22 protein-coding genes are annotated in these 26,120 nt (G+C 75.2%); 7 read left to right on the top strand and 15 right to left on the bottom strand.

What is annotated here, in order from left to right:
• Positions 1-8 precede the first annotated feature (8 nt).
• From AB0873_RS07490 to AB0873_RS07505, 4 genes are read right to left on the bottom strand one after another with little or no spacing between them, the layout of a single operon-like run.
• On the bottom strand, positions 9-425 hold the full coding sequence (locus AB0873_RS07490) for a type II toxin-antitoxin system VapC family toxin (protein WP_230689012.1): 417 nt from the start codon (positions 423-425) through the stop codon (positions 9-11).
• Positions 415-684, bottom strand: coding sequence for a type II toxin-antitoxin system Phd/YefM family antitoxin (locus AB0873_RS07495; RefSeq protein WP_155330972.1), 270 nt, complete (start codon positions 682-684; stop codon positions 415-417). The genes AB0873_RS07490 and AB0873_RS07495 overlap by 11 nt, the downstream gene beginning before the upstream one ends.
• 48 nt (positions 685-732) lie before the next feature.
• Positions 733-2,064 carry a low temperature requirement protein A gene (locus AB0873_RS07500; protein WP_366598875.1) on the bottom strand — a complete coding sequence of 444 codons (1,332 nt, stop codon included), beginning with the start codon at positions 2,062-2,064 and terminating at the stop codon, positions 733-735.
• 46 nt (positions 2,065-2,110) lie between these two features.
• Complete coding sequence (locus AB0873_RS07505; protein WP_366598876.1) at positions 2,111-2,689, bottom strand: helix-turn-helix domain-containing protein; 579 nt, start codon at positions 2,687-2,689, stop codon at positions 2,111-2,113.
• Positions 2,690-2,891: 202 nt separating this feature from the next.
• Between AB0873_RS07505 and AB0873_RS07510 the strand changes: the two genes are divergently transcribed.
• Complete coding sequence (locus AB0873_RS07510; RefSeq protein WP_366598877.1) at positions 2,892-3,842, top strand: SDR family NAD(P)-dependent oxidoreductase; 951 nt, start codon at positions 2,892-2,894, stop codon at positions 3,840-3,842.
• Positions 3,843-3,903: 61 nt separating this feature from the next.
• Here the strand turns inward: AB0873_RS07510 and sucB are convergent, their stop codons facing one another.
• Positions 3,904-5,727 carry a 2-oxoglutarate dehydrogenase, E2 component, dihydrolipoamide succinyltransferase gene (sucB, locus tag AB0873_RS07515; protein ID WP_366598878.1) on the bottom strand — a complete coding sequence of 608 codons (1,824 nt, stop codon included), beginning with the start codon at positions 5,725-5,727 and terminating at the stop codon, positions 3,904-3,906.
• A gap of 67 nt (positions 5,728-5,794) precedes the next feature.
• Entirely contained in the window at positions 5,795-7,183 is a 1,389-nt protein-coding gene (lpdA, locus tag AB0873_RS07520) for a dihydrolipoyl dehydrogenase (RefSeq protein WP_366598879.1), read from the bottom strand.
• Positions 7,184-7,363: 180 nt separating this feature from the next.
• On the opposite strand from lpdA, the gene AB0873_RS07525 reads away from it, so the two are divergent.
• The gene (locus AB0873_RS07525; protein ID WP_155330978.1) at positions 7,364-7,693 is read left to right on the top strand and encodes a hypothetical protein; all 330 of its coding nucleotides are present in this window, start codon (positions 7,364-7,366) and stop codon (positions 7,691-7,693) included.
• Positions 7,694-7,776: 83 nt separating this feature from the next.
• On the opposite strand, the gene AB0873_RS07530 is transcribed toward AB0873_RS07525, so the two are convergent.
• Positions 7,777-9,351, bottom strand: a complete 1,575-nt coding sequence (locus tag AB0873_RS07530; RefSeq protein WP_366598880.1) for a leucyl aminopeptidase — start codon at positions 9,349-9,351, stop codon at positions 7,777-7,779.
• Positions 9,352-9,513: 162 nt separating this feature from the next.
• On the opposite strand from AB0873_RS07530, the gene gcvT reads away from it, so the two are divergent.
• The gene (gene gcvT, locus AB0873_RS07535; RefSeq protein WP_366598881.1) at positions 9,514-10,644 is read left to right on the top strand and encodes a glycine cleavage system aminomethyltransferase GcvT; all 1,131 of its coding nucleotides are present in this window, start codon (positions 9,514-9,516) and stop codon (positions 10,642-10,644) included.
• Positions 10,645-10,743: 99 nt separating this feature from the next.
• Here the strand turns inward: gcvT and AB0873_RS07540 are convergent, their stop codons facing one another.
• The 4 genes from AB0873_RS07540 to AB0873_RS07555 form a co-directional block, all read right to left on the bottom strand.
• Positions 10,744-12,039 (bottom strand): DUF2314 domain-containing protein, encoded by a 1,296-nt coding sequence (locus AB0873_RS07540; protein ID WP_155330981.1) that lies wholly within the window; start codon positions 12,037-12,039, stop codon positions 10,744-10,746.
• Positions 12,040-12,105: 66 nt separating this feature from the next.
• Positions 12,106-12,879, bottom strand: a complete 774-nt coding sequence (locus AB0873_RS07545) for an adenosylcobinamide-GDP ribazoletransferase (RefSeq protein WP_366598882.1) — start codon at positions 12,877-12,879, stop codon at positions 12,106-12,108.
• On the bottom strand, positions 12,869-14,827 hold the full coding sequence (locus AB0873_RS07550; RefSeq protein WP_366598883.1) for a bifunctional adenosylcobinamide kinase/adenosylcobinamide-phosphate guanylyltransferase: 1,959 nt from the start codon (positions 14,825-14,827) through the stop codon (positions 12,869-12,871). The genes AB0873_RS07545 and AB0873_RS07550 overlap by 11 nt, the downstream gene beginning before the upstream one ends.
• A 71-nt stretch (positions 14,828-14,898) precedes the next feature.
• The gene (locus tag AB0873_RS07555; RefSeq protein ID WP_366598884.1) at positions 14,899-16,704 is read right to left on the bottom strand and encodes a protein kinase; all 1,806 of its coding nucleotides are present in this window, start codon (positions 16,702-16,704) and stop codon (positions 14,899-14,901) included.
• 116 nt (positions 16,705-16,820) lie between these two features.
• Between AB0873_RS07555 and AB0873_RS07560 the strand changes: the two genes are divergently transcribed.
• On the top strand, positions 16,821-17,021 hold the full coding sequence (locus AB0873_RS07560) for a hypothetical protein (RefSeq protein WP_155330985.1): 201 nt from the start codon (positions 16,821-16,823) through the stop codon (positions 17,019-17,021).
• Complete coding sequence (locus AB0873_RS07565; RefSeq protein ID WP_366598885.1) at positions 17,021-17,818, top strand: site-2 protease family protein; 798 nt, start codon at positions 17,021-17,023, stop codon at positions 17,816-17,818. The genes AB0873_RS07560 and AB0873_RS07565 overlap by 1 nt, the downstream gene beginning before the upstream one ends.
• Before the next feature lie 70 nt (positions 17,819-17,888).
• Here AB0873_RS07565 and AB0873_RS07570 read toward each other — a convergent pair whose 3' ends face one another.
• Positions 17,889-18,887, bottom strand: coding sequence for an aldo/keto reductase family protein (locus AB0873_RS07570; protein WP_155330987.1), 999 nt, complete (start codon positions 18,885-18,887; stop codon positions 17,889-17,891).
• Between the two features lie 93 nt (positions 18,888-18,980).
• Positions 18,981-19,640: a helix-turn-helix domain-containing protein gene (locus AB0873_RS07575; protein WP_366598886.1), complete on the bottom strand. Its 660-nt coding sequence runs from the start codon at positions 19,638-19,640 to the stop codon at positions 18,981-18,983.
• 93 nt (positions 19,641-19,733) lie between these two features.
• Here AB0873_RS07575 and AB0873_RS07580 point away from each other — a divergent pair, with 93 nt between their 5' ends.
• Both AB0873_RS07580 and AB0873_RS07585 read left to right on the top strand, forming a co-directional pair.
• Positions 19,734-20,213, top strand: coding sequence for a cupin domain-containing protein (locus AB0873_RS07580; protein ID WP_155330989.1), 480 nt, complete (start codon positions 19,734-19,736; stop codon positions 20,211-20,213).
• 26 nt (positions 20,214-20,239) lie between these two features.
• Complete coding sequence (locus AB0873_RS07585) at positions 20,240-20,791, top strand: DUF3558 family protein (protein WP_366598887.1); 552 nt, start codon at positions 20,240-20,242, stop codon at positions 20,789-20,791.
• Positions 20,792-20,976: 185 nt separating this feature from the next.
• Here the strand turns inward: AB0873_RS07585 and AB0873_RS07590 are convergent, their stop codons facing one another.
• Entirely contained in the window at positions 20,977-25,896 is a 4,920-nt protein-coding gene (locus AB0873_RS07590) for a WG repeat-containing protein (protein ID WP_366598888.1), read from the bottom strand.
• Positions 25,893-26,027: a hypothetical protein gene (locus tag AB0873_RS07595; RefSeq protein ID WP_366598889.1), complete on the bottom strand. Its 135-nt coding sequence runs from the start codon at positions 26,025-26,027 to the stop codon at positions 25,893-25,895. Before AB0873_RS07595 ends, AB0873_RS07590 begins: the two co-directional genes overlap by 4 nt.
• Between the last annotated feature and the right edge of the window lie 93 nt (positions 26,028-26,120).

Here is a 26,120-nt window from a genome sequence, read left to right on the forward strand (position 1 = left end):
CGCTTGGGTCAGGGGCGTCGTACCGGTCGGACCGTCACCAGATCATCGAGACCGACGAAGTCGGTCGGGTTCGTGGTGTAGAGCGCCAGCCCGTTCGCGTACGCGATCGAGGCGATCATCAGGTCGGCAATCCGCCGACGGGTTGTCCGGCCGGTGGCGAGGACCGCACCTGTGACCATGCCGAAGGCGCGCGCCGCCTCGGCATCGAAGGGTAAGGGATCGAAGGTCGCCTCGGCGTGCTGGAGCACGCTCATCCGACGTGCTCGTTCAGTGCGATCGTCGGCGTGGTGTGGGCCTGCGGAGAGTTCGGCGAGCGTGACCGCGGAGATCACCATCTCCTCGGGCAGTTCCGCCAGGTCCAGGGCGGCCAGGTGGATGACGACGTTGGTGTCGACGAGTCCGCGGCTCGCGGCGTCACCACTCACGGCTGAACGGGTCCTGGTCGACGGATGAGTCGATGTCCTCACGGAACCTGTCGGCATCGAGGACCGGTGCGGTGGCGAACGCCGCCATGACCTCGGCGCGCGGGACGAAGGTTCTCCGGCGGAGAGGAATGAGTTTGCCGATCGGTGTGCCGTTGCGCGTGATGACGTATGACTCACCCCGCTCGACCCCGCGCATGATGGCACCGGACTCATTGCGCAGCTCGCGCTGGGTGATCTCGCGATGAGCATGCTCGGCCATGAACCCGATACTAGTCCAGGGTGCTACGAAGTGCTACGACTGGCGGTCCTACGTCGAGGGGTCGTCGGGGGTGGTGTCGTGCCAGCGGGAGCGGAAGGCGGCCTCGTGCGCCTCGTGCGTGGTGCGCTCCTGGTACACGGCGGCGTACAGGGCCCTCCGGGCGTCGGTGAAGAGCACCACTTCGGTCGCGACCAGCCCGACGCAGATGGCGGTGAGCAGGGCGAGGGCGGCCAGGCCGGGCAGGTGGGAGGCGATCGGGATGCTGCTGGCGAGCACGAGCACCGCGCCGACCCGGGTCCAGGACAGGGTGTGCAGCGTACGGAGCTGGAACAGCATGTTCGCCGACAGGTAGCAGATCACCCCACCGAACAGCAGCGGTACGTCGGGACCGTGCGCCGGCTGCGTGATCGGGATCTTGGGATCGGCGATCTCGTGCACGATGCCCTCGGCCCCGAGGGCGAACAGGATGATTCCGGCGATCATCGGCAGGTAGAGGTAGGCGTACGCGTCGCGGGCCATCGCCACCCGCGGACCGTCCTTGGCGGCGTGCAGGGCGATGCGGGCGGCCGGCCCGATCATGTCGTAGTGGGCCCACCAGAGGGCGGCGGTGAAGACGATGCCGAGGACGGCCGCCGTCACCGCCGACCAGGTCGGCGGCTGGCCGAGCAGGTTGCTGCCCACGCCGACGGAGATCACCGACTCGCCCAGGGCGATGATCAGGATCAGGTCGTAGCGCTCGGTCCAGTGCTCGGCGGAGGTGACACCCCAGCCCCAGGTGCCGACGAGGATGCCGGTGGTGTACTGCAGCAGCACGAGGGTCAGCCACAGTCCGTCCCGGGCGAGCGTGGCCGCCTCCGGATCCTCGATCACGGACGGCGCCATGGCGGCGGCCACCAGGAGCAGCGTGCTGAACACGAGTTCCGGGGAGAACCGGAGCAGTTGCCGCCGTTCGTTCGGGCTGTGGCGCACGACGTGCCAGAAGAGCAGGAAGTGCACCGCCCGGATCACCACGTAGCTGATCGCCACCACCACCGGCCCGGCCGCGCCCTCGCGCGGATCGCCGAACGCCTGCGGGAGCGCCAGCGCGAAGCAGAAGAGCGCCGCCATCCCGACGACCATCAGCACCGGCACGAAACCGAGCCCGAGGCGGACCCGGGTGGCGACCACGCTGTGGATCACCCAGCACCACCAGAGCACGGCGAGCACGAGCATCGCGTGCAGCAGACTCCGGCCGCTGATGTTCATGGCGGTGGCCCGGGTGATGATGAAGAACGAGAAGACGAAGACCAGGTCGAAGAAGACCTCGAACTTGTCGACCCGTGCACCGGGGGCGATGGGGACGGCCGGCCCCAGCCGGTCCCGCCACCCCTTCCCGCCCACCCGACCACTCTCTCAGCGCCCCGAGACCGGCCGGGCCGGAATCGGCTCAGTCCCCGGGGCGGTAGCGCAGGCCGTCCATGAGCAGGTCCAGCAGCCGCCGGGCCTGGTCACGCTGCTCGGGGCCGCCGGCGGCGAGGGAGACGCCGCTCAGGCCGGCGAGCACGTCCGCCGGGTCGACGTCGGCGCGGACCGTGCCGGCCGCCGCGCCCGCCGAGAGCAGCCGGGTCAGGGCGGCGACGAGGCGGTCGCGGCTCTGCGCGTACGGGTTGGTGCCGGCCGCGATGACCAGCCGGAGCGCGTCGGCCATGCCCCGCTTGGTGGACAGGTAGTCGATGAACCGGTCCATCCAGGCGCGGGTCGCGTCGGCCGGCGGCAGCCGCTCCAGCAGGTCCTCCGCCGCGTCGCAGAGCTTGGCCAACTCGTTGCGGTAGGCCGCCTCGACCAGCGCCTCCCGGGTGGGGAAGTGCCGGTAGAGGGTCCCGATGCCGACCCCGGCGTCCTTGGCGATGGCGTCCAGCGTTACGTCGGCCCTGGCCTGGGAAAACGCCCGGACCGCCGCGTCCAGCAGCCGCTCGCGGTTGCGCTGCGCGTCGGCGCGCAGTGGTCGGGGGGCGGGGTCGGGCACGTCTCCTCCTGGCGCTCGGCGGGCTCCGGTGGCCCGTCCCGCGACGGTACGCCGGGGCGTCTGCAGGACGCCGGCCGGGAGCAGGCCGGTTGGCAAGCGGAGGACCCTCCGGTTACGCTGGATCCGTAGCGGAGGAGCCTCCGCTTCCGATGGTAGCGGCCGGACCGGGTTCCGCCGTGCCACCTCTGACAAAGGACGGATCATGACCACCAGCACACCTGTCAGCACGCCGTTCACCGCAGAGTCCACCGCCCTCGAGGTGATCCAGGGCATCGACCTCACCGGCCGCCGGGCCGTCGTCACCGGCGGGGGATCCGGCATCGGCGTCGACACCGCCCGGGCGCTGGCGTCTGCCGGCGCCGACGTCACCATCGCCGTCCGCAACCTCGACCAGGGGCGGCGGGCCGCCGACGACATCACGCGTACGACCGGCAACGACCGGATCCTGGTCGCCCCGCTCGACCTGGCCGACCCGGCCTCCGTCGCCGCGTTCGTGGCGACCTGGGACGGTCCGCTGCACATCCTGGTCAACAACGCCGGTGTCATGGCGTCGCCGGAAATGCGGACGCCGCAGGGCTGGGAACTCCAGTTCGCCACCAACCACCTCGGCCACTTCGTGCTGGCCACCGGCCTGCACCGGGCACTCGCCGCGGCCGGGGGAGCCCGCGTCGTCTCGGTCAGCTCGGCCGCGCACCTGCGCTCGCCGGTCGTCTTCGAGGACATCCACTTCCACGACCGGCCCTACGAGCCGTGGGCCGCGTACGGGCAGTCGAAGACCGCGAACGTGCTCTTCGCGGTCGAGGCGACCCGGCGCTGGGCGGACGACGGCATCCTCACCAACGCGCTGATGCCCGGCGCGATCCGCACCAACCTGCAGCGCCACATCACCGAGGAGGAACTGGCCCGGCTGCGCGCCGCCAGCGGCGGACCGGCGGCGCCGGCCTGGAAGACGGTCGAGCAGGGTGCCGCCACGTCCGTGCTGGTGGCCACCTCGCCGCTGCTCGACGGCGTCGGCGGTCGCTACTTCGAGGACTGCCAGGAGGCCGGCCCGAACCAGCCCGGCACCCGCACCGGGTACGCGCCGTACGCGTTGGACCCGGAGGCCGCGCAGCGGCTGTGGGAGGTCTCCGAGGAGACCCTCAAGGCGGCGTGACCCCGCGACGACGAAGGGCTCCCCGGTCACCCGGGGAGCCCTTCGTCGTGGAGCGTCAGCCCTACAGGCCCAGCTCGGCCTCGAAGTTGCCGGCCTCCAGCCGCTCCTTGACGGCGACCAGGAAGCGGGCGGCGTCCGCGCCGTCGATGAGCCGGTGGTCGTACGACAGGGCCAGGTACACCATCGACCGTACGGCGACGACCTCGCCCAGCTCCGGGTCGTTGACCACGACCGGCCGCTTGACGACGGCACCCGTACCGAGCATCGCCGACTGCGGCGACGGCACGATCGGGGTGTCGAAGAGGGCGCCCCGGCTGCCGGTGTTGGTCAGCGTGAACGTCGCACCGGCGATCTCGTCCGGGCTGATCTTGTTGGTCCGGGTGCGCTCGGCCAGGTCGGCGACCCGCTTGGCGATGCCGCCCAGGTTGAGGTCACCGGCGTTGTGAATGACCGGCACCAGGAGCCCGCGCTCGGTGTCCACGGCGATGCCGAGGTGCTCCGCGTCCGGGTAGGTGATCGTCCCGGCCGCCAGGTCCATCCGGGCGTTGACGATCGGGTACGCCTGCAGCGCCTCGACGGCGGCGAGGGCGAAGAACGGCAGGAAGGACAGCTTCACGCCGTGCCGCTGCTGGAAGGAGTCCTTCGCCTGCGCCCGCAGCTTGGCGATCTTGGTGACGTCCACCTCGATCACCGTGGTGAGCTGCGCCATCTCGTGCAGCGACTCCTGCATCCGCTTGGCGATCGCCGAGCGGATCCTGGTCAACTTCTCGGTGGTGCCCCGCTTGCCGCTCGGCGTCGGCTTGACCGCCGGCTTCGCCGGGGCCGCCGCCGCGGCCGGCTGAGCGGCCGGAGCCGGGGCGGCCTTGGCCGCGCGGGCCTTCTCCGCCGCCTCCAGCACGTCCTGCTTGCGGATCCGGCCACCCACGCCGGTGCCGTTGACGGTCGACAGGTCCACGTCGTGCTCGCCGGCGAGCTTGCGGACCAGCGGGGTCACGTACCCGGCGGCCTCCTCGCCACCGGCGGGCGCCGGCGCCGACGGGCGCTGCTGCGGCGTCGGGGCCGGCGGGGTGGCGGCCTGCTCGGCCTTCACCGGCTCGGCCGCGACCTCGGCCTCGGCGGCCGGCTCGTTGTACGACAGGCCCGGCGTCGGCTCGCTGACCTGCGGCTCCGGCTCCGGCTTCGGTTCGGGCTTCGGCTCGGGCGCCTCCGCCTTCGGCTCGGGCTTCGGCTCCGGCTTCGCCTCGGCCGGGGCGGCACCGGCCGCGCCGACGATCGCCAGGGTCGCGCCGACCTCGGCGGTCTCGTCCTCGGCGACCTTGATCTCCAGGACGGTGCCGGCGACCGGCGACGGGATCTCGGTGTCCACCTTGTCGGTGGAGACCTCCAGCAGCGGCTCGTCCACCTCGACGGTCTCGCCGACCTGCTTGAGCCAGCGGGTCACCGTACCCTCGGTGACGCTCTCGCCCAGGGCCGGCATGGTGACCGGGGTGCCCTCGCCCGACGGCGCCGGGGCGGCCTTCGGCGCCTCGGCCTGCGGGGCCTCCTCCTGCGCGACCTGCTCGGCGGTGCCCGCGGCGGCGGCCGTCGGCTCCGGCTCCGGAGCGGCCTGCCGCTGCGGGGCGGCCTCGCCGCCGCCGGCGGCGCCGCCCTCACCGTCGATCACGGCCAGCTCGCTCCCGACCTCGGCGGTCTCGTCCTCGCCGACGACGATCCGGGTCAGCACGCCGGCCGCGGGCGACGGGATCTCGGTGTCGACCTTGTCGGTCGACACCTCGAGCAGGGGCTCGTCGACCTCGACGGTGTCGCCCTCCTGCTTGAGCCAGCGCGTGACGGTGCCCTCGGTGACGCTCTCGCCGAGCCGGGGCATGGTGACCGATACCGGCATGTTCTCCAGACTCCTTCGGTTCCCCTGGTGGGATCGTCGCCCGTCGCCGGACGCCGCGGTTGTCGTGTCAGGCGTGCGCGTGCAGCGGCTTGCCGGCGAGGGCCAGGTGCGCCTCGCCCAGGGCCTCGTTCTGCGTCGGGTGGGCGTGCACGAGCTGCGCCACCTCGGCCGGGTACGCCTCCCAGTTGTAGATGAGCTGGGCCTCGCCGATCAGCTCGCCGACCCGGGCGCCCACCATGTGCACGCCGACGACCGGCCCGTCCTCGACCCGCACCAGCTTCACGAAACCGGTGGTCTTGAGGATCTGGCTCTTGCCGTTGCCGCCCAGGTTGTAGTTGTAGGTCCTGACCTTGTCGGCGCCGTACTGCTCCTTGGCCTTCGCCTCGGTCAGGCCGACCGACGCCAGCTCCGGGTCGGAGTAGGTGACCCGGGGGATGCCGGCCTCGTCGATCACGGCCGGGGTCTGCCCGGCGATCTCCTCGGCGACGAAGATGCCCTGCTGGAAGCCCCGGTGGGCGAGCTGGAGGCCGGGCACGATGTCGCCGACGGCGTAGACGTTCGGCACGTTCGTGCGCAGCCGCTCGTCGGTCAGCACGTAGCCGCGGTCCATCTTCACGCCCTGCTCCTCGTACCCGAGGTTGGCGGTGTTGGGGCCGCGGCCGACGGCGACCAGCAGCAGCTCCGCCTCGACGGTGTCGCCGCCCTGGATCGTCACCTTGACGCCGCCGTCGGTCTTCTCGACCTTCTCGAACGGCTTGCCGACCTTGAAGTTGATCTTCCGCTTGCGGAACGCCCGCTCCAGCGCCTTCGACGACTCCTCGTCCTCGGCGGCGACCAGCCGCGGCAGCGCCTCGACGATCGTGACGTCCACGCCGAAGGACTTCCACACGCTGGCGAACTCGACGCCGATCACGCCGCCGCCGAGCACGATCACCGACGACGGGACCCGGTCCAGGGTCAGGGCGTGGTCGCTCGTGATGACCCGCTCACCGTCGATCTCCAGGCCGGGCAGGCTCTTCGCGTACGAGCCGGAGGCCAGGACGACGTTGCGGCCGGTGTAGCGCTTGCCGTCGACCTCGACGGCGTTCGGCGCGACCAGCTTGCCGGCGCCGGCCACGAAGGTGATGTTCTTCGCGCCGCCCACCAGACCCTGCAGGCCCTTGTACAGCCGCGAGACGACCCCGTCCTTGTACGAGTTGACCGCCGCCATGTCGATGCCGACCAGCTCGGCCTTGACGCCGAACTGCTCCGACTCGCGGGTCTGGTCGGCGATCTCCGCCGCGTGCAGCAGCGCCTTGGTCGGGATGCAACCGTTGTGCAGGCAGGTACCGCCGAGCTTGCCCTTCTCGACCAGCGCGACGGAGAGGCCCAGCTGGGCGGCGCGCAGCGCCGTCGCGTAGCCGCCGCTGCCACCTCCGAGGATGACGATGTCGAAGGTCTGGTTCGGCTCGCTCACGTCCAACTCCCAGGTCGCGTCGCTGCATTCGGGGGGTCACAGCAGGGTAATGCGGGCACACCCCACCTCGGTCATCTTGTCACCACCGCGCTCCGCCCGCGTAACGAGGTGCCCAACGACACGTCGTCGACACGTACGCTTGGCACGGGCTTCGATGACGCGGGTTGGGGGAGACGGCCGGTGGGACTGTTCCGACGACGGAAGAAGAGGCCTGCGGTCAGCCTGGACCGCGCGGCCGACCGTGCCGATCTGGAGCACCTTGAGAACTTCGTCCGCACCCGGCAGGGTGTCGAGGCGTACATCGAGCCCCGGACGACCGTCACCGAGACCACGGTCATGCTGATCGCCAGCGACGGCGAGTGGACCCGCCGCCGCATCGACGGTCCCGACGGCGCGCGGCGCTTCGCCTACCGGATGGGCATCCCGGTGTACGACGTCCGCCTGATGGGCTACCCGCAGCGGATGCGCGACTACAACGAACGCCGCAAGCGCCGCCCCGAACTGTTCTGAGGTGGGCGTACCCAGCGCCCGAGGTGTTAGGAAGGGCCCCTTGTGCAACGCCAGGCGTTGCACAAGGGGCCCTTCCTTGCGCGTCAGCCGTTGGCGGCGACGTCCTCGATCAGGTGCAGCAGGGTGCGGACCGGGACGCCGGTGCCGCCCTTGGTCCAGTAGCCGGTCGGCTCGCCGGAGTGGTAGCTCGGCCCGGCGATGTCGATGTGCGCCCACGACACGTCCGCGGTGACGAACTCGCGCAGGAACACCCCGCCCTGGAGCATGTGACCCGCCCGGTCCATGCCGGCGTTGACCTGGGAGATGTCGGCCACGTCGGAGTCCATGCCCTTGCGTACGTCGTCTGGCAGCGGCATCGGCCAGGCCGGCTCGCCGACCGCGTCGCCGGCCACCTTCACCCGGTCGCACAGCTCCGGGGTGCCCATCACACCGGCCACCTTCTTGCCCAGCGCGATGACCTGGCCGCCGGTCAGGGTGGAGGTCTCGAAGAGGTAGTCGCAGCCGTCGGCGCAGGCCCGGGCGATCGCGTCGGCGAGGATCATCCGGCCCTCGGCGTCGGTGTTCAGCACCTCGACCCGCTTGCCGTCGAACATCGTGATCACGTCGCCCGGCCGGTACGACGTGCCCGACGGCATGTTCTCCGCCATCGGCAGGTACGCGGTCACCGGCACGGACGGCTTGAGCGCGGCGACCGCCAGCATGGCGGCGGCCACGGCGGCGGCGCCCGCCATGTCGGACTTCATCTCCCACATGCCCTGGGCGGGCTTGATCGAGATGCCGCCGGTGTCGAAGGTGATGCCCTTGCCGACCAGCGCGACCCGCTTGCCGGTGCCGCCGCCGGCCGGGGTGTAGCTGATCCGCACCAGCCGCGGCGGGGCCTCCGAGCCCTGGCCGACGGCGACGATGCCGCCGTACCCGCCCTCGCGCAGCGCCGCCTCGTCGAGAACCTCGACCGCCAGGCCGGCCTCGCGAGCGGCGGCGGCCACGGCGTCGGCGAACGCCGGCGGGCGCAGGTCGTTCGGGGCGGTGTTCACCCAGTCCCGGGTGCGGCGCACCGCGTCGGTCACCGCCTGCGCCCGGGCCACCTCGGCCGTGGCGACCGCGTCGCCCGCGTCCGGCACCGACACCAGCACCTCGGCCACCGGCTCACGGCGGGCGGGCTGGGGGCGGGTCTTGTAGCCGGCGAACCGGTAGCCGCCGAGCAGGGCGCCCTCCGCGACCGCCCGCAGCGCCGCCGGCGCGTCGGTGTCGTCCGGCAGCGGCAGGGCCAGGGCCACCCGGGAGGCGCCCGCCAGGGACCGAACGGCCGCGCCGGCCGCCCGGCGCAGGGCCTCCGGGGCGGGGGCGGCGCCGGTCGGCTCCGGCCCGAGGCCCACCGCGGCGACCACCGGGGCGGTGACCGTGCCGAGCGTGGCGAGCTTGATCACCTCGCCGGGGCCGCCGGTCGCACCGAGCAGCGCCAGCGTCTCGGTCAGCTTTCCGTCGAAGGCCGCGGCGATGCTCTCCGCGCCGCTGGCCAGCAGCAGGGTGGCGGCGTGGCCGCTGCCGGCGGCCGGCTCGCCGGTCTGGCTGTGCACACCGATGACGATGGCGTCGACGGCGAGTTCGGCGGGGTCGGTGTCGACCAGGCTCAGGGTGGTGGTGCTGGGCGGTGTCACTGAAGCTGCTCCCGGGCGGGCCGGGCCGGTCGCATCGTCGCGAACCGGCGATGAAGGTCTCCGGCGGACCGTACCCGCCGGAGGTGAGGGCTGTCCCGCCGACGGCTCCGGCGGGTCCCGCCGATGCTAACCAGCGGTTCAGGCCCCGGTAAGTTCCCACCCATGACCGACGTGACCTCCGGCGCCGCCGAGACCCGGCTCCGCCGTTCCCCGCTGCACGACCGGCACACCGCCGCCGGCGCCAAGTTCGCCCCGTTCGGCGGGTGGGAGATGCCGCTGGAGTACGCCGGCGGCGGCGTGCTCAGGGAGCACACCGCGGTGCGCACCTCGGTCGGCGTCTTCGACGTGTCCCACCTGGGCAAGGCTCGGGTGACCGGTCCCGGCGCGGCGGACTTCGTCAACGCCTGCCTGAGTAACGACCTGGGCCGCATCGGGCCGGGCCGGGCGCAGTACACGCTCTGCTGCGACGACGCCACCGGCGGCGTGGTGGACGACATCATCGCCTACCTGCACGGCGACGACCACGTCTTCCTCGTCCCGAACGCCGCGAACACCGCCGAGGTCGTGCGCCGCCTGCGCGCCGCCGCGCCGCCGTCGGTCACGGTCAGCGACGAGCACGAGGCGTACGCGGTCCTCGCCGTGCAGGGCCCGCGCTCGGCCGACCTGCTCGGCGCCCTGGGCCTGCCCACCGAGCACGGGTACATGAGCTTCTCGACCGCCACCCTCGCCGGCGCCGAGCTGACCGTCTGCCGCACCGGCTACACCGGGGAGCTGGGGTACGAGCTGGTCGTGCCCGCGGGCGACGCGGTCGCCGTGTGGGACGCGCTGTTCGCCGCCGGGGAGGCGTACGAGCTGCGGGCCTGCGGCCTGGCGGCCCGAGACACGCTGCGCACCGAGATGGGGTACCCGCTGCACGGGCAGGACCTGTCGCTGGATATCACCCCGGTGCAGGCCCGCTCGGGCTGGGCGGTGGGCTGGGACAAGCCCGCCTTCTGGGGCCGGGACGCGCTGCTCGCGGAGAAGGGCGCCGGCCCCCGGCGGACGCTGCGCGGCCTGGCGGCGGTCGACCGCGCCATCCCGCGCCCCGGCATGGCCGTGTACGTCGGCGACACCCGGGTCGGCACCATCACCAGCGGCACCTTCAGCCCGACGCGCAAGCAGGGCATCGCCCTGGCCCTCATCGACACGGCCCCCAACCTGACGGACGACACCGAGGTCGAGGTCGACATCCGCGGCCGCCGCGCGCCGATGCGCCTGACCCGCCCCCCGTTCGTGAACCCCTCGGTCCGCTGACACCGATCCCCGTTGATCATGGATTTGACGGGTGATTTGGAGATCAACTCGCCCGCTAACTCCATGATCACGCTGGTCGGGTGTGGGGTGGGGGGGGTATCAGAGGGGTGGGGTGGGGCGTTCGCCGGCGTCCAGGACGGCCTGGGTCCAGCCGCCCTCGATGACGCCGGTGCCGTCGAGGACCGCCCAGTCGACCACGTCGGTCGCCTCCACCACCACCGGGGAGCCGATCCGGACGGTCGGGTCGGTGTTCGCGTCGCTGGCGCTCGCACCCTCGATCCGCTCCGGCACGGCCCAGGAGGTCACCCCGGCCCAGACGTACTCGGGGCCGTCGTCACCCGACAGCCCGTACTTGACCACGAGCTGCGTCTCCGGCGGTAGCTGCCCGGCGAGGAACCGCGCCCGGATGTCGCCCAGCGAGGCGCGGGCGGTGGCGACCGCACGGCTCATCGCGTCCCCGGGCCGCGCGTACCGCACGTCCGGCTGGATGCCGTTGAAGAGCGTGGCGCAGGCGGCGGCGTAGTAGCGACCGTCCGGGCCGGGGTGCCCGGCGGGCGGGCGCAGGCTGAGGAACGAGTCGGCCTCCGGGTCGGTCGCCGGGTCCAGTTCCAGCCGGAGCAGCACCGGCGCGGTCGCCCCGTGCTGCTCCGGGTTGCCGTACGCCACCGCGATGTCGTGCCCGGTGACGGTGGCCAGCACCGGCAACTGCACGAACGCCGGCACCTCCTCGCCGGCCAGGCCGTCCGTCCAGTCCCGCAGCAGCCGGCGCGCCGCCCCGGTCATCACCGCGCCCCACGCCCTGGTGAGATGGTCGGGCACCCCCTGCGCCTGAAGCTCCAGCAGGCCGAAGCGCCGCAGCCCCTTCGTGGTGAACCACAGCCCCTCGGCGTCCGACGAGTACGGCACCAGCACCCAGTCGACCAGCCGGATCCGCCCCTGCGCGTCCGGCAGCGACCGCAGCGCGGTCGCCGGGTCCAGGAACTGGAGCCCGAAGACGTCCACCACGTCGCCGCCGACCGTGTCGGCGACCGCGGCGGCCACCGCCCGGGCCGCCCACTCGTGCGCCGGCGGCCACCCCGGCCGGTACTCGGCCTGCACCACCACCAGGTGGGTCGCCGCCGCCAGCCGGGCCAGCTGCGCCTCGGTCGCGCCGAACGCCGTCAGCAGGTCCGGCGGCAGCTCGGGGAACTCGTCGACCGGCCGGGTGTCCACGCTCATCAGCGGGCTGTCCAGCATCTGCCGCGCGAGCCCGTGCACCGGCTCGGCCAGCCGCCCGGCGAGCCGCTGCACCGCCGTCTTCGTGCCCACCGCCGGCAACCCGGCCATCGGCACCAGGTAGGTCGCGCTCAGCGACTCGGGGACCGGTACCGGCAGGAAGTCGTCCGTGATGAGCATGTCGTCCCCCGGGATGGCCGCGCCGGTGCTGTCGCCCCGAACGCTACCCGCCGGGCGGGGCCGAACTCAGCCGGACAACACCAGTCCCAGGTAGGTCAGCGTGGTGACCACCTCCACCGTCGCGCCCAGCACGTCGCCGGTGACGCCGCCGAGGCGGCGTACCACGTGCCGCAGCAGCCCCACCGCGACGGCGAGGGCGACGGCGACGGCGAGCGGCCCCTGCCACGGCCGGCCCGGCACGGCCGCGACCGCCACCAGCCCGACGGCGGCCGCGCCGGCGGCCAGCGCGAGCGGCCCGACGGTGCCGGCGACCAGCGCGCCCAGGCCCTCCGGCTGGGCCGCGGGCACCCCGCGCCGGCAGGCCACCGCGACCCCGAGCCGGCCGGCGGCGGTCGCGGTCACCACCGCCGCCAGCACCGCGGGCCCCGACCGCCCGGCCAGGTCCGCGAGCGCCGCCGCCTGCACGAGGAGTACGACCACCAGCGCGACCACCCCGAACGGGCCCACGTCCGGCTTTTTCATGATCTCCAGCGCGGCCGCTCCCCGCCGGTACGACCCGAGCGCGTCCACGGTGTCGGCCAGCCCGTCGAGGTGCAGGCCCCGGGTGAGCAGCGCGCCGGCGGCGACCGTGACGCCGGCCGCCACCAGCGGCGGCGCGAGCGCGCCGACGAGCAGCAGCACCCCGGCGAGGGCGGCGCCGAGCAGCGCGCCGACGGCGGGAGCGAGCGCCATCGCGGTGCCCGCGACCGCCCGGTCGATCCGGCCGGCGCGCACCGGCAGCGTGGTGAACGTGGTCAGCGCCAGCCGCACCCCGGCGGCGAGCCGCGAGTCAGCCGGCACGCCAGCCGGACGGATCCAGGGACGCGGACCGCGGCTCGGTGGTGGTCGGCCCTGGCCCCGCCGGTTCCGGCTCGTGGAAGTCCGGCTCGGTCGTGGTCGGCCCCGGCCCCGCCGGTTCCGGCTCGTGGAAGTCCGGCTCCTCGGCGTCGGGTTCCCCGGTCTCCGGCTCGGTCTCGTCCGGGACGCCGCCGCCCAACGCCGGGTGCGCCGGCAGCGCGGCGGCCAGCCCGAGCACCGAACGCAGCAGCGGCAGCGCCACCAGCGCGTTCGCGCCCTCGCCCAGGTCCAGCCGCAGGTCGAGCAGCGGGGTCAGGCCGAGCACGTCGGCGGCCAGCCGTACCGCCGGGTGCCCGCCGTGGTCGGCGAGCAGGCACCAGTGCCGGGCCTGACCGGCCAGGTCCCGGCTGACCAGGCCGGCGGCCACGCCGACCGGCCCGTCGAGCAGCACCGGCAGCCGCCGCGCGGTCGCGCCGAGCAGCACGCCGGTGGCCACGGCGATGTCGCCGCCGCCCAACTCGGCCAGGATGTCCTTGGCGCCGCGCGGCGAGTGCCGGCTGCGGTGCAGGGCGTCCCGGACGGCAGCGCAGCGGACCATCCAGGAGGCGTCGTCGTACTCGCCCGCGTCGGTGAGGACCCGGCCGAGCACGGTGGGCGGTTCGGCGCCGGCCGTGGCGGCCAGCACCGCCGCGGCCGCCGCCTCGGTGCCGGCGCCGCACGCGCCCAGCACCAGCAGCCGTACGCCGTCGTCGGCGGCCTGCTCGGCCAGCCGCCAGCCCTGGCGCAGCGCCGACTCGACCTGGTCGAGGGCCAGCGCCGGCTCGACCTCGATCGGGCCGGCGGTCGGCGCGTCCACCACCTGGAGGCTGGCGCCGGACTCCGCGGCCAGCCGCGCGAGGGCACCCCGGCCCGCCCGGGCGTCCTGGGCGCGGCGGGTGGAGTCGCCCGGGACCGTGCCGGCGGCGGCGCCACCCGCGTGGTCGCCGTGCACCAGCAGTGCCCGCACCGGGCCCCAGGGCACCGGTGTCGGGGTGCCCTGCGTCGCGGCGGCGAAGCCGACCACCCGGTCGAGCACGCCGAACCCGGCGCCGGGCACGTCCAGGGTGGCGAGCCGGTCCACGGCCTGCGGCCCCGCGTACTCGTCGGGCATGGGCAGTTCCATGCCCGGCTGGATGACCAGGCCGGTGGCGACCATCGGCAGCGCCATCGTCGGGGCCGCCCAGGCGGTGCCGCCGTCGTCGGCGGGTCCCGCCGGGGCGGTCGGGGTCAGCACCTCGGGCAGCGCCGCCGGCTCCCCGCGCGGCGTCACCTCGGTCTCGTCGGTCGGCTCGCCGGCCCCGCCGTCCAGCGTGGGGGCGCCCGCCGCTCCCACGGTGACGCTCGGCGGCGGTCCGGGGGCCGCCGGCGCGGCGGGCTTCAGCCAGGCCGGCTGGCCGGCGACCACCAGGACGACCGCGTCGCAGGCGTCGGCGACCGCGCGGTTGGCCGCGCCGAGCGCGTCGGTGAAGGCCCGGCCGAGGGTGGTGGTCGGCACCAGGGAGAGCCCGACCTCCGGGCTGACCACCACCAGCCGGGCCCGGCAGGAACGCACCGCCTCGGCCAGTTCCGCGACGGTGGCGGTGTCGTCGGCCGGCTGATGGGCCGGGTCGAGCAGGACGGTCACCCAGCCGCCCAGGTCGTCGACGAGCAGCGTCTCGTGCGACCCGGCGGCGGAGATCACGTCCGCCAGCCGACGCGGGTCCCCGGCCGTCTCCTCGGTGGTCCAGGTCTCCGGGCGGCGGGCCCGGTGGGCCGCCAACCGCGCCGCCCACTCCTCGTCGTCGCCGGCGTCGGCGGCGGTGGCCACGTAGCGGACCAGCGGCGCGTCGGCGACCAGGGACTCGGCGAACTCGGACTTGCCGGACCGGATACCGCCGAGCACCAGGACCGTGTTCCACCCGTCAACGGACATGCCCGTACCTTAAGGCCGCCCGGTGTCCCGCCGCCCTCCGGCCCGTACGCCGCCGGCCGGTCCGCGCGACCTCATCCGCAGTGTTCGAAACCGCTGCCGTAGCTGGCGCCGCCGGTCGACCCGCCCCACTTGACGCAGACCCCGGCGGCCTTGGCGCGGACCGGGCCGGCGTAGTACGCGAACGACCCGCTGTCGGTGCTGCGCGCCCGCCCCTGCACCTCCAGCCAGGCCGACGCGGCGGTGGCCGTGCCCACGGCGCTGTCCTTGAGCGTCACCACGCAGTTGGTGCCGGTGCCATTGTGGTACAGCAGGTAGACGCGCCCCGTCCGGGTGCCGCCGGCGGTCAGCGGGGCGGAGTCGATCACCTGGTAGCCGCTGCCGCACACCTCGCCCGCGGTGTACGGGTTGGGTTTCGGGGGAGCGGCGGTGGCGGTGGTCGGCCCCGGGCGCGGCGACGTGGCGGTGGCGGTACCCGCGTCCGACGGCGCGGGCGCCGGAGCCGCCGAGGCGGGGGCCGAGGTGCGGCCCGCCGACGGGGTGGCGGCGGTGGCCGGACGCCCGGTGCCGGTCGGGGCCGCCGCGCTGGGCGTCGGGCTCCCGGGGTTGATCCCGCCCACGGAGGCGGCGGCGGCCGGGGTGGCGCGGTCCCTGTCAGGGGCGGTGCTGCTTCCGTCGGTGAGCAGCGCCGCGGCTGTGACGGCGCCGACGGTCACGACGGCGACCGCGACGGCCGCGCCGACGAGGGCGGCCCGCCGGCCGGGCCGCCGGGCGGCGGGCTCCTCCCGGGTGGGCGACGACGTCGGGTCGGTCTGGTGGGCGGACGGCTGCCCCGGCGGCGTGGACGGCCCCGAGCCGTCCGGGCCCCTGCCGTCCGGCGCGGCGGCGGCAGCGGGGATCGGCGGGACCGGTGCGGCGGTGGACGGCGGGACCGGTGCGGCGGTGGACGGTGGGACCGGTGCGGCGGTGGAGAATCCCGGCGGGCCGGCGGCGGGCGACGCTCCGGCGACCGCCCACGGTGGACGGGCCGAGTCCGGGACCACCGCCAGGGTCGCCTCCCGCGCCGCGCTGGCGGCGTCGGCCAGCGCCGCCGCGTCGGGCCAGCGGTCGGCCGGGCGCTTCGCCATGGCGCGCTCCACCACGGCGACGACCCCCGCCGGGGTCTCCGGGGGCAGCGGCGCGGGCTCGTCCTGCAGGTGGCGCAGGGCCACCTGCAACGGGTTGTCCCCGTCGAACGGTGGCCGGCCGGCGAGGCAGGCGTACGCCACGGCGCCGAGGGCGTAGACGTCCGTCGCGGGGGAGACCGGCTGGTTCGCGGCCTGCTCGGGGGACATGTACGAGGCGGTGCCGAGCACCATGTTCGCGGCGGTGAGGCCGGCCGTGGTGCCGGAGCGGGCGATGCCGAAGTCGACGAGCACCACGCGGCCGTCCCGCTTCACCAGCAGGTTCCCCGGCTTGACGTCGCGGTGGACGATGCCGGCGACGTGCGCGGCGTGCAGCGCGTCGGCGGCCTGCGCCACCACGGACATGGTCGAGGCCGGGTCGAGCCGCCCCGCCCGGCGCAGCCAGGTGCCGAGCGGCTCGCCGTCGACGTACTCCATCACCAGGTAGTCGACCGCGGAGCCGTCGCCGAGGGTGGCCCGCCCGACGTCGTGCACCGCGACCACGCCGGGGTGGCGCAGCGCCGCCAGCATCCGGGCCTCGGAGCGGAACCGGGTGGTGAACTCCGGGTCCTCGGTCAGCGCCGGGAGCAGCACCTTCACCGCCACCACGCGTTCCAGTGCGACGTCGGTGCACCGCCAGACCGCCCCCATGCCGCCGGTTGCCACCCGCTCGTCCAACCGGTACCGGTCGCTGAGCGTCACACCTCGAGTCAGCACCGGGTCACGGTACCGGCCGGCCCCCGCGGGGCGATCACGCACTCACCCGACGCGCAGCCGTTGTCCGTCCGGCCCATTACTCTGGCGGGAGATCAGCGGCGAGGGGAGACGCGCACATGGCGTGGAGCTGGCGGTACGAGGGCACGAACGGCGAGCCGGCGCAGGGTCCGGCGGAGTCGTTCGGCAGCCAGGCGGACGCCGAGTCCTGGATCGGCCAGACCTGGCGGGAGCTCGCGGCGTCCGGCGTCACCTCGGTCGCGCTCGTCGAGGACGACCGCGTGGAGTACCGGATGAGCCTGCTGCCTCCGGCGGAGTGATGGCCGGCGACCGCCCGGGTGGCGAGGGGCTGGTGCTCGGCGTACCCCGGGCGGCGTTCCGGCCCAGCCCGGTCTTCCTCGCCCTGGTGGCGCTCTTCGTCACCAGCGCGGTGATGACCTGGCGCGGGTTCGGCAACGTCCGGTTCGACGTGTTCCTCTTCGTCGTGTCCGGCTGGCTGGTCTCGCTCTGCCTGCACGAGTACGCGCACGCACTCGTCGCTTTCCGGGCCGGTGACCGCAGCGTCGCCCACCAGGGCTACCTGACGCTCAACCCGTTGAAATACAGTCACCCGCTGCTGTCCATCGCGCTGCCGGTGATGGTGGTGCTGCTCGGCGGCATCGGTCTGCCCGGCGGTGCGGTCTGGGTGGACCGGCACGCCATCCCGGGGCGGCTGCGGCACACCCTGGTGAGCCTCGCCGGGCCGGCCACCAACGTGCTGTTCACCCTGGTGCTGGTCGCCGCGCTCCGCGTCGGCGCGCCCGGCGGCGGGCCGGTCGATTTCTGGGCCGCCGTGGCGCTGCTGGCCTTCCTCCAGCTCACCGCGAGCCTGCTCAACCTGCTCCCGGTGCCGGGTCTTGACGGCGGCAACATGATCCAGCCGTGGCTCAGCCCGCCGTACCGCCGGATGTACGACCTCTTCGCGCCGTACGGCTTCATCCTGTTGTTCGCGCTGCTGTGGAACCCGACCATCGGCGGCTGGTTCTTCGGGGCGGTCTTCGCCGTCGGCGACGCCCTCGGCCTGCCGCCGGGCCTGTACGCCCGCGGCCTGGAGCTCGTGCGCTTCTGGCAGGGCTGACGGCGGATCGCGGCGGTTCCCGTCCGTCGCGGCCGGCGCCGATGTCGCACGCCGGCCGCGACGGTGCGCGTCACGGGCGCTGGGCGGGGGACTCCGTGCGGGACGGGTCGCGCTCGGTGACCGGCTCGACGATCTCGTCGATGGCCTTGAGCAGGTCGGCGTCGAGCTTCACGCCGGCCGCCTTGACGTTGTCGTGGACCTGCTCGGGGCGGGACGCGCCGACGATCGCCGAGGACACGTTCGGGTTCTGCAGCACCCAGGCGATGGCGAGCTGGGCCATGCTGAGCCCGGCCTGCTCGGCGAGGGGCTTGAGCCGCTGCACCCGGGTCAGGACCTCGTCGGTCATCCACTGCGCGATGAAGCCCGCGCCGGACTTCTCGTCGGTGGCGCGGGAGCCGGCCGGCGGCGGCTGGCCCGGCTGGTACTTGCCGGACAGCACGCCCTGCGCCATCGGGGACCAGACGATCTGCCCCACGCCCAGCTCCTCGCTGGTGGGGATGACCTCAGCCTCGATGACCCGCCAGAGCATCGAGTACTGCGGCTGGTTGGAGACGAGCGGGATGCGCAGCTCGCGGGCGAGCTGGTGGGCCTCGCGGATCTGCGAGGCCTTCCACTCGGAGACGCCGATGTAGAGAGCCTTGCCGGAGTGGACGACGTCGGCGAAGGCCTCCATCGTCTCTTCGAGCGGGGTGCTGTAGTCGTACCGGTGGGCCTGGTAGAGGTCGACGTAGTCGGTGCGCAGCCGGCGCAGCGAGCCGTTGATCGACTCCATGATGTGCTTGCGGGACAGGCCCCGGTCGTTACGACCCGGCCCCGTCGGCCAGTACACCTTCGTGAACAGCTCGACGCCCTCGCGCCGCTCGTTCTCCAACGCCCGGCCGAGGACGTCCTCGGCGCGGGTGCCCGCGTACACGTCGGCGGTGTCGAAGGTGGTGATGCCGGCGTCCAGGGCGGCCCGGACGCACGCGAACGCCGCCTCCTCCTCGACCTGCGAGCCGTGGGTGATCCAGTTGCCGTACGAGATCTCACTGACCATGAGGCCGGACCGGCCCAGGTGTCGGAATTCCATCCCTCGACCCTAGTCCGGCGTGCACCGGGGTTCACCGGTTGCCCGGTGGTGTGGATCCTCACCCCGAGGGCTGGGGGCGCGGCGCGGCGACCGTCAGGCCGGCAGCAGGGCGTGCCGCATGCTGCGGCCCAGCCAGGCCCGGAAGGCATCCTCGGGCCAGCCGCGGTCCAGCACCAGCGCGCCGTAGTGGGCGGGGTCGTTGTAGAACCACAGCTCGTCGATCGCGTGCTCCACGTCGGACCCCTGCCGCAACGGCACGTCGAGTTCGCGCAGCCGCTCGACCACCATCCGGGCGCCGGCCCGCCGGTTGCGCAGCAGGGTCTGCCAGACCTCGGCCGCTTCGGGCGTGCCGTCGGCGGCGCGGCGGACCGTTTCGAACACGCGGGCGGCGCGGGCGCCGATCAGGGTGCAGACGCCGGCGTACCCGTCGAGCACCTCGGCGCCGGTGCGCCCCTCCCGCACCGGGCGGAACCAGGGGCGTTGCGCCACCGGCACCGGCTCGTCGTCCCCCGCGAGCGCCTCGTCGAGCACCTGGCGCAGCAGGGCCGCCTTCGAGCCGAACGCCGCGAACACGGTGGGGCGGGCCACTCCGGCTTCGGCGGCGACGTCGGCCAGCGATGTCGCCGTGTAGCCGCGAGCGACGAAGAGATCGGTCGCGGCGCGGACCACGGCCTGCCGGGTGCGGCGGGCGCTCTCCTCCCGGACCCGGGACCGGTACGGCCGCGTCGGCTTTCCGTCCTTGACTTCACCCATGGCGTCGTCATACTAGCAACACATTCACTGTACTTCTGGCTATCCAATAGTGCAGTGTTCATCGACTATCACGTCGGTCCGCCGGGAGGCGACATGTCCGTTCACCCCTACGTGCTCCGCCCCGACGACGGAGAGGCGTACTGGTTCCTCGGCAACCTGGTCACGGTCAAGGCGTCCGGTGCGCACACCGGCGGGCGGATCACGGTGGCGCAGTTCGTCAACCCGCCGGGCTTCGCCCCGCCCCTGCACCGGCACCAGGTGGAGGACGAGATGTTCTACCTGATTTCCGGCACCGCGGTGTTCCACTGCGGGGACGAGCGGTTCGGCGCCGGGCCCGGTGACTTCGTCCTGCTGCCGGTCGGAGTCCCGCACACCTTCGTGGTCGGCGAGGACGAGCCGTTGCGGGCGTTGCAGATCACCACTCCGTCCGGGTTCGAGGGGTTCGCCGCCGAGGCCGGCGTCCCGGCGGCGGAACGCCGGCTGCCGGACCCGGCGCCGATCGACCCGGCGGCTCTCGGCCACGCCGCCGCACGGCACGGCATCGACCTGCTCGGGCCCCCGCCCGGCCGGTGACCGACCCGTCTCCCGAGGAGCGAAGCATGATCGTGCAACCCGTCGCGTCGACCGTTCCGGCGCGGAGCCGACGGTTCCGTACGGCCACCGTCGCCGCCCTGGTCCTGGCACTCGGGCCGGCCCTCGCCGGCTGCGCCACCGACCCGTCCCCGACCGCTCCACCCCCGGCCGGCGCGTCGGACCAGGCGGGGCCGACCACCGGCGGGCCGGCCGCCGGTGGCGAGGAGGTCGACGACTGTTCGCTGTTGACCGAAGCCGAGATCACCGACGTCATCGGACGGGCCGGCACCGGCGTCGCCGGCGCCGACGGCTGCGTGTGGGAGAACCGGGAAACCGGCCACTCCGTCACCCTGTTCGTGGGCCGGCCCGGCACCGCCCCGCAGGGCGTCCTGCCAACGCCCGACCCGGTGCTGGGCGAGCCCGAACCGGGCCCGGACGGGATCCGGTTCGTGATCGACGAGGCGGAGTTCGCCGACGGCGACCGGATCTGCCGGCTGCGGGTGGTCACGAGCGTCGTCGACGACCGCGACCGCGACACCATGGTCCGGCTCGCCGGCCTGGTCCGGGACCGGCTGTGAGGCCCGGCGGGCTCCGGCCGCGTCAGCAGGGGGCGCACCGCCCGGGTGGCTGGCGGGGCACGGGGCGGCCGGCCGCGCCGGACGGTCGCCGGCCTGCCCCGGGCACCGGCGGCTGGCCGAGGCGTCGGGGACCTCGTCCCGGGCAGCGCCGGACCCGGCCGCCGGAGCGCGCCGCCTAGGGCCGGTCAGATCACCGGCACGGTGTCGGTGAGCAGCCGGTCGATCTCGGCCGCCACCTCGCCCCGGTCGGGGTGCACCGGGTCGATCAACGGTTCGCCCCGCCGGTCCAGCGCCCCCCAGCGGCCGGTGCCGACGGCGACCAGGAACGCGACGGAGTGCACCACCAGCGCCGGGTGTACCGGCGGCACGACCACCCGCCCGGTCCGGTCCACCACGCCGTACCGCCCGGCCACGTCCACCACGGCCAGGCCCTCGTCGGTGAAACCGTCGACGTGCCGGCCGTCGGCGAGGGTGGTCGCGAACCCGTGGTAGCGGGTCGGCACCACGATCCGGCCGGTGCGGTCCACCGCTCCCCAGCCCTCCCGGCGGACCGCGGCGACGCCGCGCCGGAACGGGCGTACGTCGGCGAAACCCGGCGGCACGACCACCTCGCCGGTCATGTCGATCGCCCGCCAGCCGCCGGGCTCGCCGTGCGACACCCACGCCAGCCCGTCGGAGAACGGGCGCACCGCCGTCCAGGACGGCTCCAGCACGGTCGCGCCGGTGAGGTCGATCAGCGACCACCGGTCGGTCGTCGGCCGGCGTACCCAGGCCACCCCCTCCCGGAACGGCTGCGCCTCCGCGTACTCCGCGCCGATCACCAGGTCGCCGTCGGGGTCGCTGTACCCCCAGCGTTCGCCGTCGCGCGCGGGCACCGGGGGCCGGTCCCGCTCCAGCAGCTCCTCCCGGCTCCGGGGGTACGGCCCGAAGCCCGTCCCCGCCGCCCGTTCGGTCACCGCGTCCAGGCTCATCCGGACCCGCGCCAGCAGCTCGGGGTCGGCGGCGCCCCGCAGGTTCAGCGCCCGCTCGAAGTGGTCGCACGCCTCCATCAGCCGGCCCTGGTCGAAGCAGCACCGGCCGGCGTGCTCGTGCAGCGTGGCCCGCAGGCGGTCGGGCAGCTCCGGCGAGTTCGCCGCGGCGAGGAGCCGGTCGGCCTCGTCGTACTCGCCCCGCCACCGCAGCACGTGCGCCAGCCGGGCCTGCGCCAGCGCCGTCCGCCGCAGCTCACCGGTCGCCTCCGCGTACGTGAGGGCGAGCCGCCCGTCGGCGAGGGCGTCGTCCAGGTCGCCGACGATCCGGGACACCACCGCCCGCAGGCTGAGCAGCCGGGCACGGGACCTGTTGTCGACGGCCGTACCGAGCTTCTCGGTGAGGCGGCGACGGATCACCCGGAACTCGTCGGGTTCCGTCACGATCTCGCGGAGCGTCGCCGGGTCCAGCTGCCAGTGGTAGCTCGCGAGGATCTGCTCGGGATCACCCTGCTCCGACAACCGTGTCCCGCCCGGCGCGGCGTCGGTGCGCGGGTCGGGCCCCTCCTCGCTGGAGTCCGAGGAGGGCGCCGTTACCGAGCCGGTCGGTCCGGCCCCGGTCGGCGCTGTCGCGCCGGTGCCGTCGGGGGTCGCCGTCGTGTCGCCGGTGCCGTCGGGGGATGCCGGCAGATCATGGTCGCCTTCGGCTCCGTACGGGGGGATGTCCGTCGCCGACCCCGCCGCGTCCACGGCGGCGGGTGGCGTCGGCTCGGCCGCAACGTCGACGGGCGCTGCCGACGTCGGCCGCGTGTCGGTGCCGCTCGCGGGTGCGGTCGTCGGGTCGACGGTCGGCGGTGTCCCGGTCGAGGGGGCAGCCGTCGGGGGTTCCACCGGCGGACGCGGCGCGACCGCCGGCCCGGCCGGTGCGGCGGACACCGCGGCGTCGTCCGTGTCCGGTCGCTCGCCCGGCTCGTGCGCCCGGTCGCTCCGGTGACCGGCCGGTTCCGACAGCGGGGCGGCGGGCTCGGGGATCGGGGAAGCCGCCACCGGCGGTGTGACCGGCGCATCCGACAGGTCGTCGCCCAGCGGGGTCGAACCGGTCGCGGCTGGTGGCGGGGACGGGGAGGTGGCTGGTGGCGCCGACACCGGCTGGGCGGGTGGCGCGGAGACCGGTGACGTCGGGTTGGTTGGGGACGTGCCGACCGGGTGCGTGGGTGGTGTCGCGACCGGGGCGGTGGTGGCCGGTGCCTCGGCGGCCGGTGGGGTCTCCGGGGCCGGTGCGGTGAACTCCGGGTGCTCTGCTGCCGGGGCGGCGGGAGCCGCGGCCGACCGGGGCGCGGCCGGCTGCGCCGGGACCGGTGTGGGGGATTCCACCGCGCCGGCCGGTGGCGCCGAGACCGGCCGGGTGGGTGGTGCCGACACCACCTGGGCGGGTGGGGCCGACACAGGTCGATCGACCGCCGGCGGGGGCTCCAACAAGCCGGACGGCACGGGCGCGGACGGGAGGGCGTCGGACGGGGCGGGCCTGCCGGGGTCCGCTGCCGCCGTGGGAGGTGCCGGCGAGGTCGGGGTGGATGACGTCGCAGCGGTGCCGCCGACCGGCTCGTCGCCGGCTGGTGCGGGCGGCAGGGGCCGCCCGTCCGTGTCGGCGGTCGTGGCGGAGCCCGCCGCGCTCTCCGCGCTGACCGGCGAAGCCGGGGTAGCCTCCGCCGGCGAGGTCGGTTGCGTCGGCTCCGGCTCGGCGGGCGGCGCGGCCGACCCGAACCAGGCGGCCGGGCCGTTCCGCTTCGGGGTCTGCGCGCGCGGCGGCTCGACGGCGGGCTGATCCAACGGCGGTGGCGGCACGTACCGGCGCGGGTTCCAGGGCGTGATGGCCGGCGTCGTGCCCGAGGTGGTGTCCGGTGCCGATCCGGCCGTTGCCGCTTCCTCCTGTGTCGAGGACGCGCCGGCCGGCCGGATGTCCTCGGGCCGGGCCGCGCGTTCCGGCGCCGGACGGAACTCGACCCGGGGCCGATCGTCCGGCGACGACGGAAGCGGCGTGGTGTCCTCCGGCGAGCCGGGACGCGTCGTCGCCCGATCCGCCCCGAGGTCACCCGGCTCCGGTGCCGGCCGCCGGTCGACCGGCTCCGGTGGTGTGGCCGGTCCGTACGGGCGGGGGGCGGGGGAGACCGGGCGGTCCGGTCCGTACGGGATGGGCGCGGTGCCGGGGGGCCGCTCGGCGTGTCCGGCCGCCGGTGACACCGGACGGTCGAGGTGTCGCCGGTCCTGCCGGTGGTCGACGGGAGCCGGGGACACCGGCCGGCCGGGCGTCCCGCGATCGTGACCGGAGGCGGGAGGTACCGGCCACCGGCCCGGCCCGTCGGTGCCGGGGGCGATCGGCGCCGGCCGGTCGTCGTACCGGCCGGGACGAGACGCCGGGGAGACCGGTCGGTTTGGGAGTCGGCGGTCCTCGCCGGTCGGGGCGGGTGCGGGTGAGACGGGCCGTGCCGGTGGTGGGACGGGTCCGGGGGAGACGGGTCGGTCCGGGAGTCGGCGGTCCTCGCCGGTCGGGGCGGGTGCGGGTGAGACGGGCCGTGCCGGTGGTGGTGGGACGGGCCCGGGGGAGACGGGACGGCCGGGCGCGCCGGACACGGGCCGGTCGTGCGCCGGGGACGGCGGGACGGACACCGGCGCGCCGGCGGGACGGGCGCCCGCGGCCGGGTGCACCTCGTCGTACCGCGCCGGTCGGGCGTCGTGAGGTGGCCGCTCGGTCAGACGGGAGTGGTCCGGCCGCGGTTCGCCGTGGCGGACGGCGTCCCGGTCGAAACCGGGGCGGACCGGGCCGGGCGGCGGCCAGGGCAGCCGGTCGTCGGGCCGCCGGTCGGCCTGCGGTCGTTCGGCACGGTACCGGTCCGCCGGACGGTCGCCGGCCCGCTCACCGTTCCGCTGGGGATCCGGGTCCCGGTACGCGGGCGGGCGGTCCGGCTCGGCGGGACGGCGCTGCGGATACCCGTCCGCGCGCGCCGCCGCGTCGCGTCCGCCCCACGGGCCGTCGTGCTCCCGATGACGAGCACCGCGCGACGGCGGCTCGGCCTGCGTCCGCTCGGGATGCGGCCGGCGGTCGGCGTGGCCGTACCGCGATCCGTCGCCGGAACGGTCCCACGGTCCCTCGCCGGCGGGCTCCGGGCGGCGGTCCGCCGGTCGCGGCGGACCCGCCGCGTGGTTCCGGGAACCGTCGGCATCCCGATCGCGTGGTCCCTCGGCAGCCCGGTCGCGGGCGCCGTCGCGGGGACCGTCCGTCACGCGGCCGCGGGGGCCTTCGCCACGGGGGTCGCGGGGATGGTCCGGGGCGCGATCGCGTCGGCCGTCGATTCGGTCCCGCGGGTCGGGCACGACGTGCCCGTGGGGCGCGCCGGGGTGACGGGGCCCGTCGGCGCGGTCCCACGGGCCGGTGTACGTGTGGTCCTGTGGCCCGCCGTTGCGACGGTCCGGGGAGTGCGCGGCGGGCCGGCCCCGGTCGTCGGATCCGGAGCGTCCCCAGGGGTAGCGCGTCCGGCGCGGCTCCGCGCCGTCCCGGTGTCCGGCGTGGGTGGGCTCGGGGCCCCGGGGTCGGTCCTCCTCGGTCTCCCGCAGCCAGCCGAGGTCCGCGTGTCCCGCCGGGGACACCGGCCGGTCCCGTCCGGCCGGCTCGTATCGGGGGCGGCGGTCGTCGTACCGGCCGGAGTCGTCGTGGCGGCCACGGCCGTCGGCCCGGTGGTCGTCGGGGCTCCACCCAGGGTCGCCGGCGGGTCGGCCGTTGCGCTGGTCCGGTCGCTGGCCCCGCCCCCGCGTGTCCGTCCTGGCCGGGTCGCCGGCCGGCGGGCGGTACGCCTCGTCGCCCGGGCGCCGGTCGTCGTGGTGGCCGCGCCGGCCGTCCGGTTCGTCGTCCCAGGACCGGCCGACGTACGTCCCGTCGGGGCGGGTCGGCGCGAGCGGCGGCACCTCGGCCCGGCCGACCACGGCGGCCCGGCCACGCGGGGCGGGCGGCGGGGTGTGCTCGACGCCGATGTCACCGGGGTAGCGCTGGCCGGGGAACTGGGGGTGCCATTCGTTCGTCGGCTCGACCACCCAGGACGGCTCGGCGGGGTCGTGCCACCGGTCGCCGTAGCCGCGACTCATCCGGGCGACCCGTCGTCGGTGCGCGCGGCGGCGGGGTCGTGCCCCGCCCGGGCGGGCACGCCGGGCCGGCCGGCGGGCGTCCGCTCGCTCACGGCCGCGCCCCGGTGGCCGGCTCGCGTCCGCTCGCTCACGGCGATTGTCACCTCGTTGCACATTGTCGCGCTGGGCACCCCGCCTGCCGGTAGAGTCCCCCGTTCCGGCACGGCGTAGCTGCGGATGGAGGG

The sequence above is a fragment of the Micromonospora sp. NPDC047707 genome, assembly GCF_040704235.1.
Classification (GTDB): domain Bacteria; phylum Actinomycetota; class Actinomycetes; order Mycobacteriales; family Micromonosporaceae; genus Micromonospora.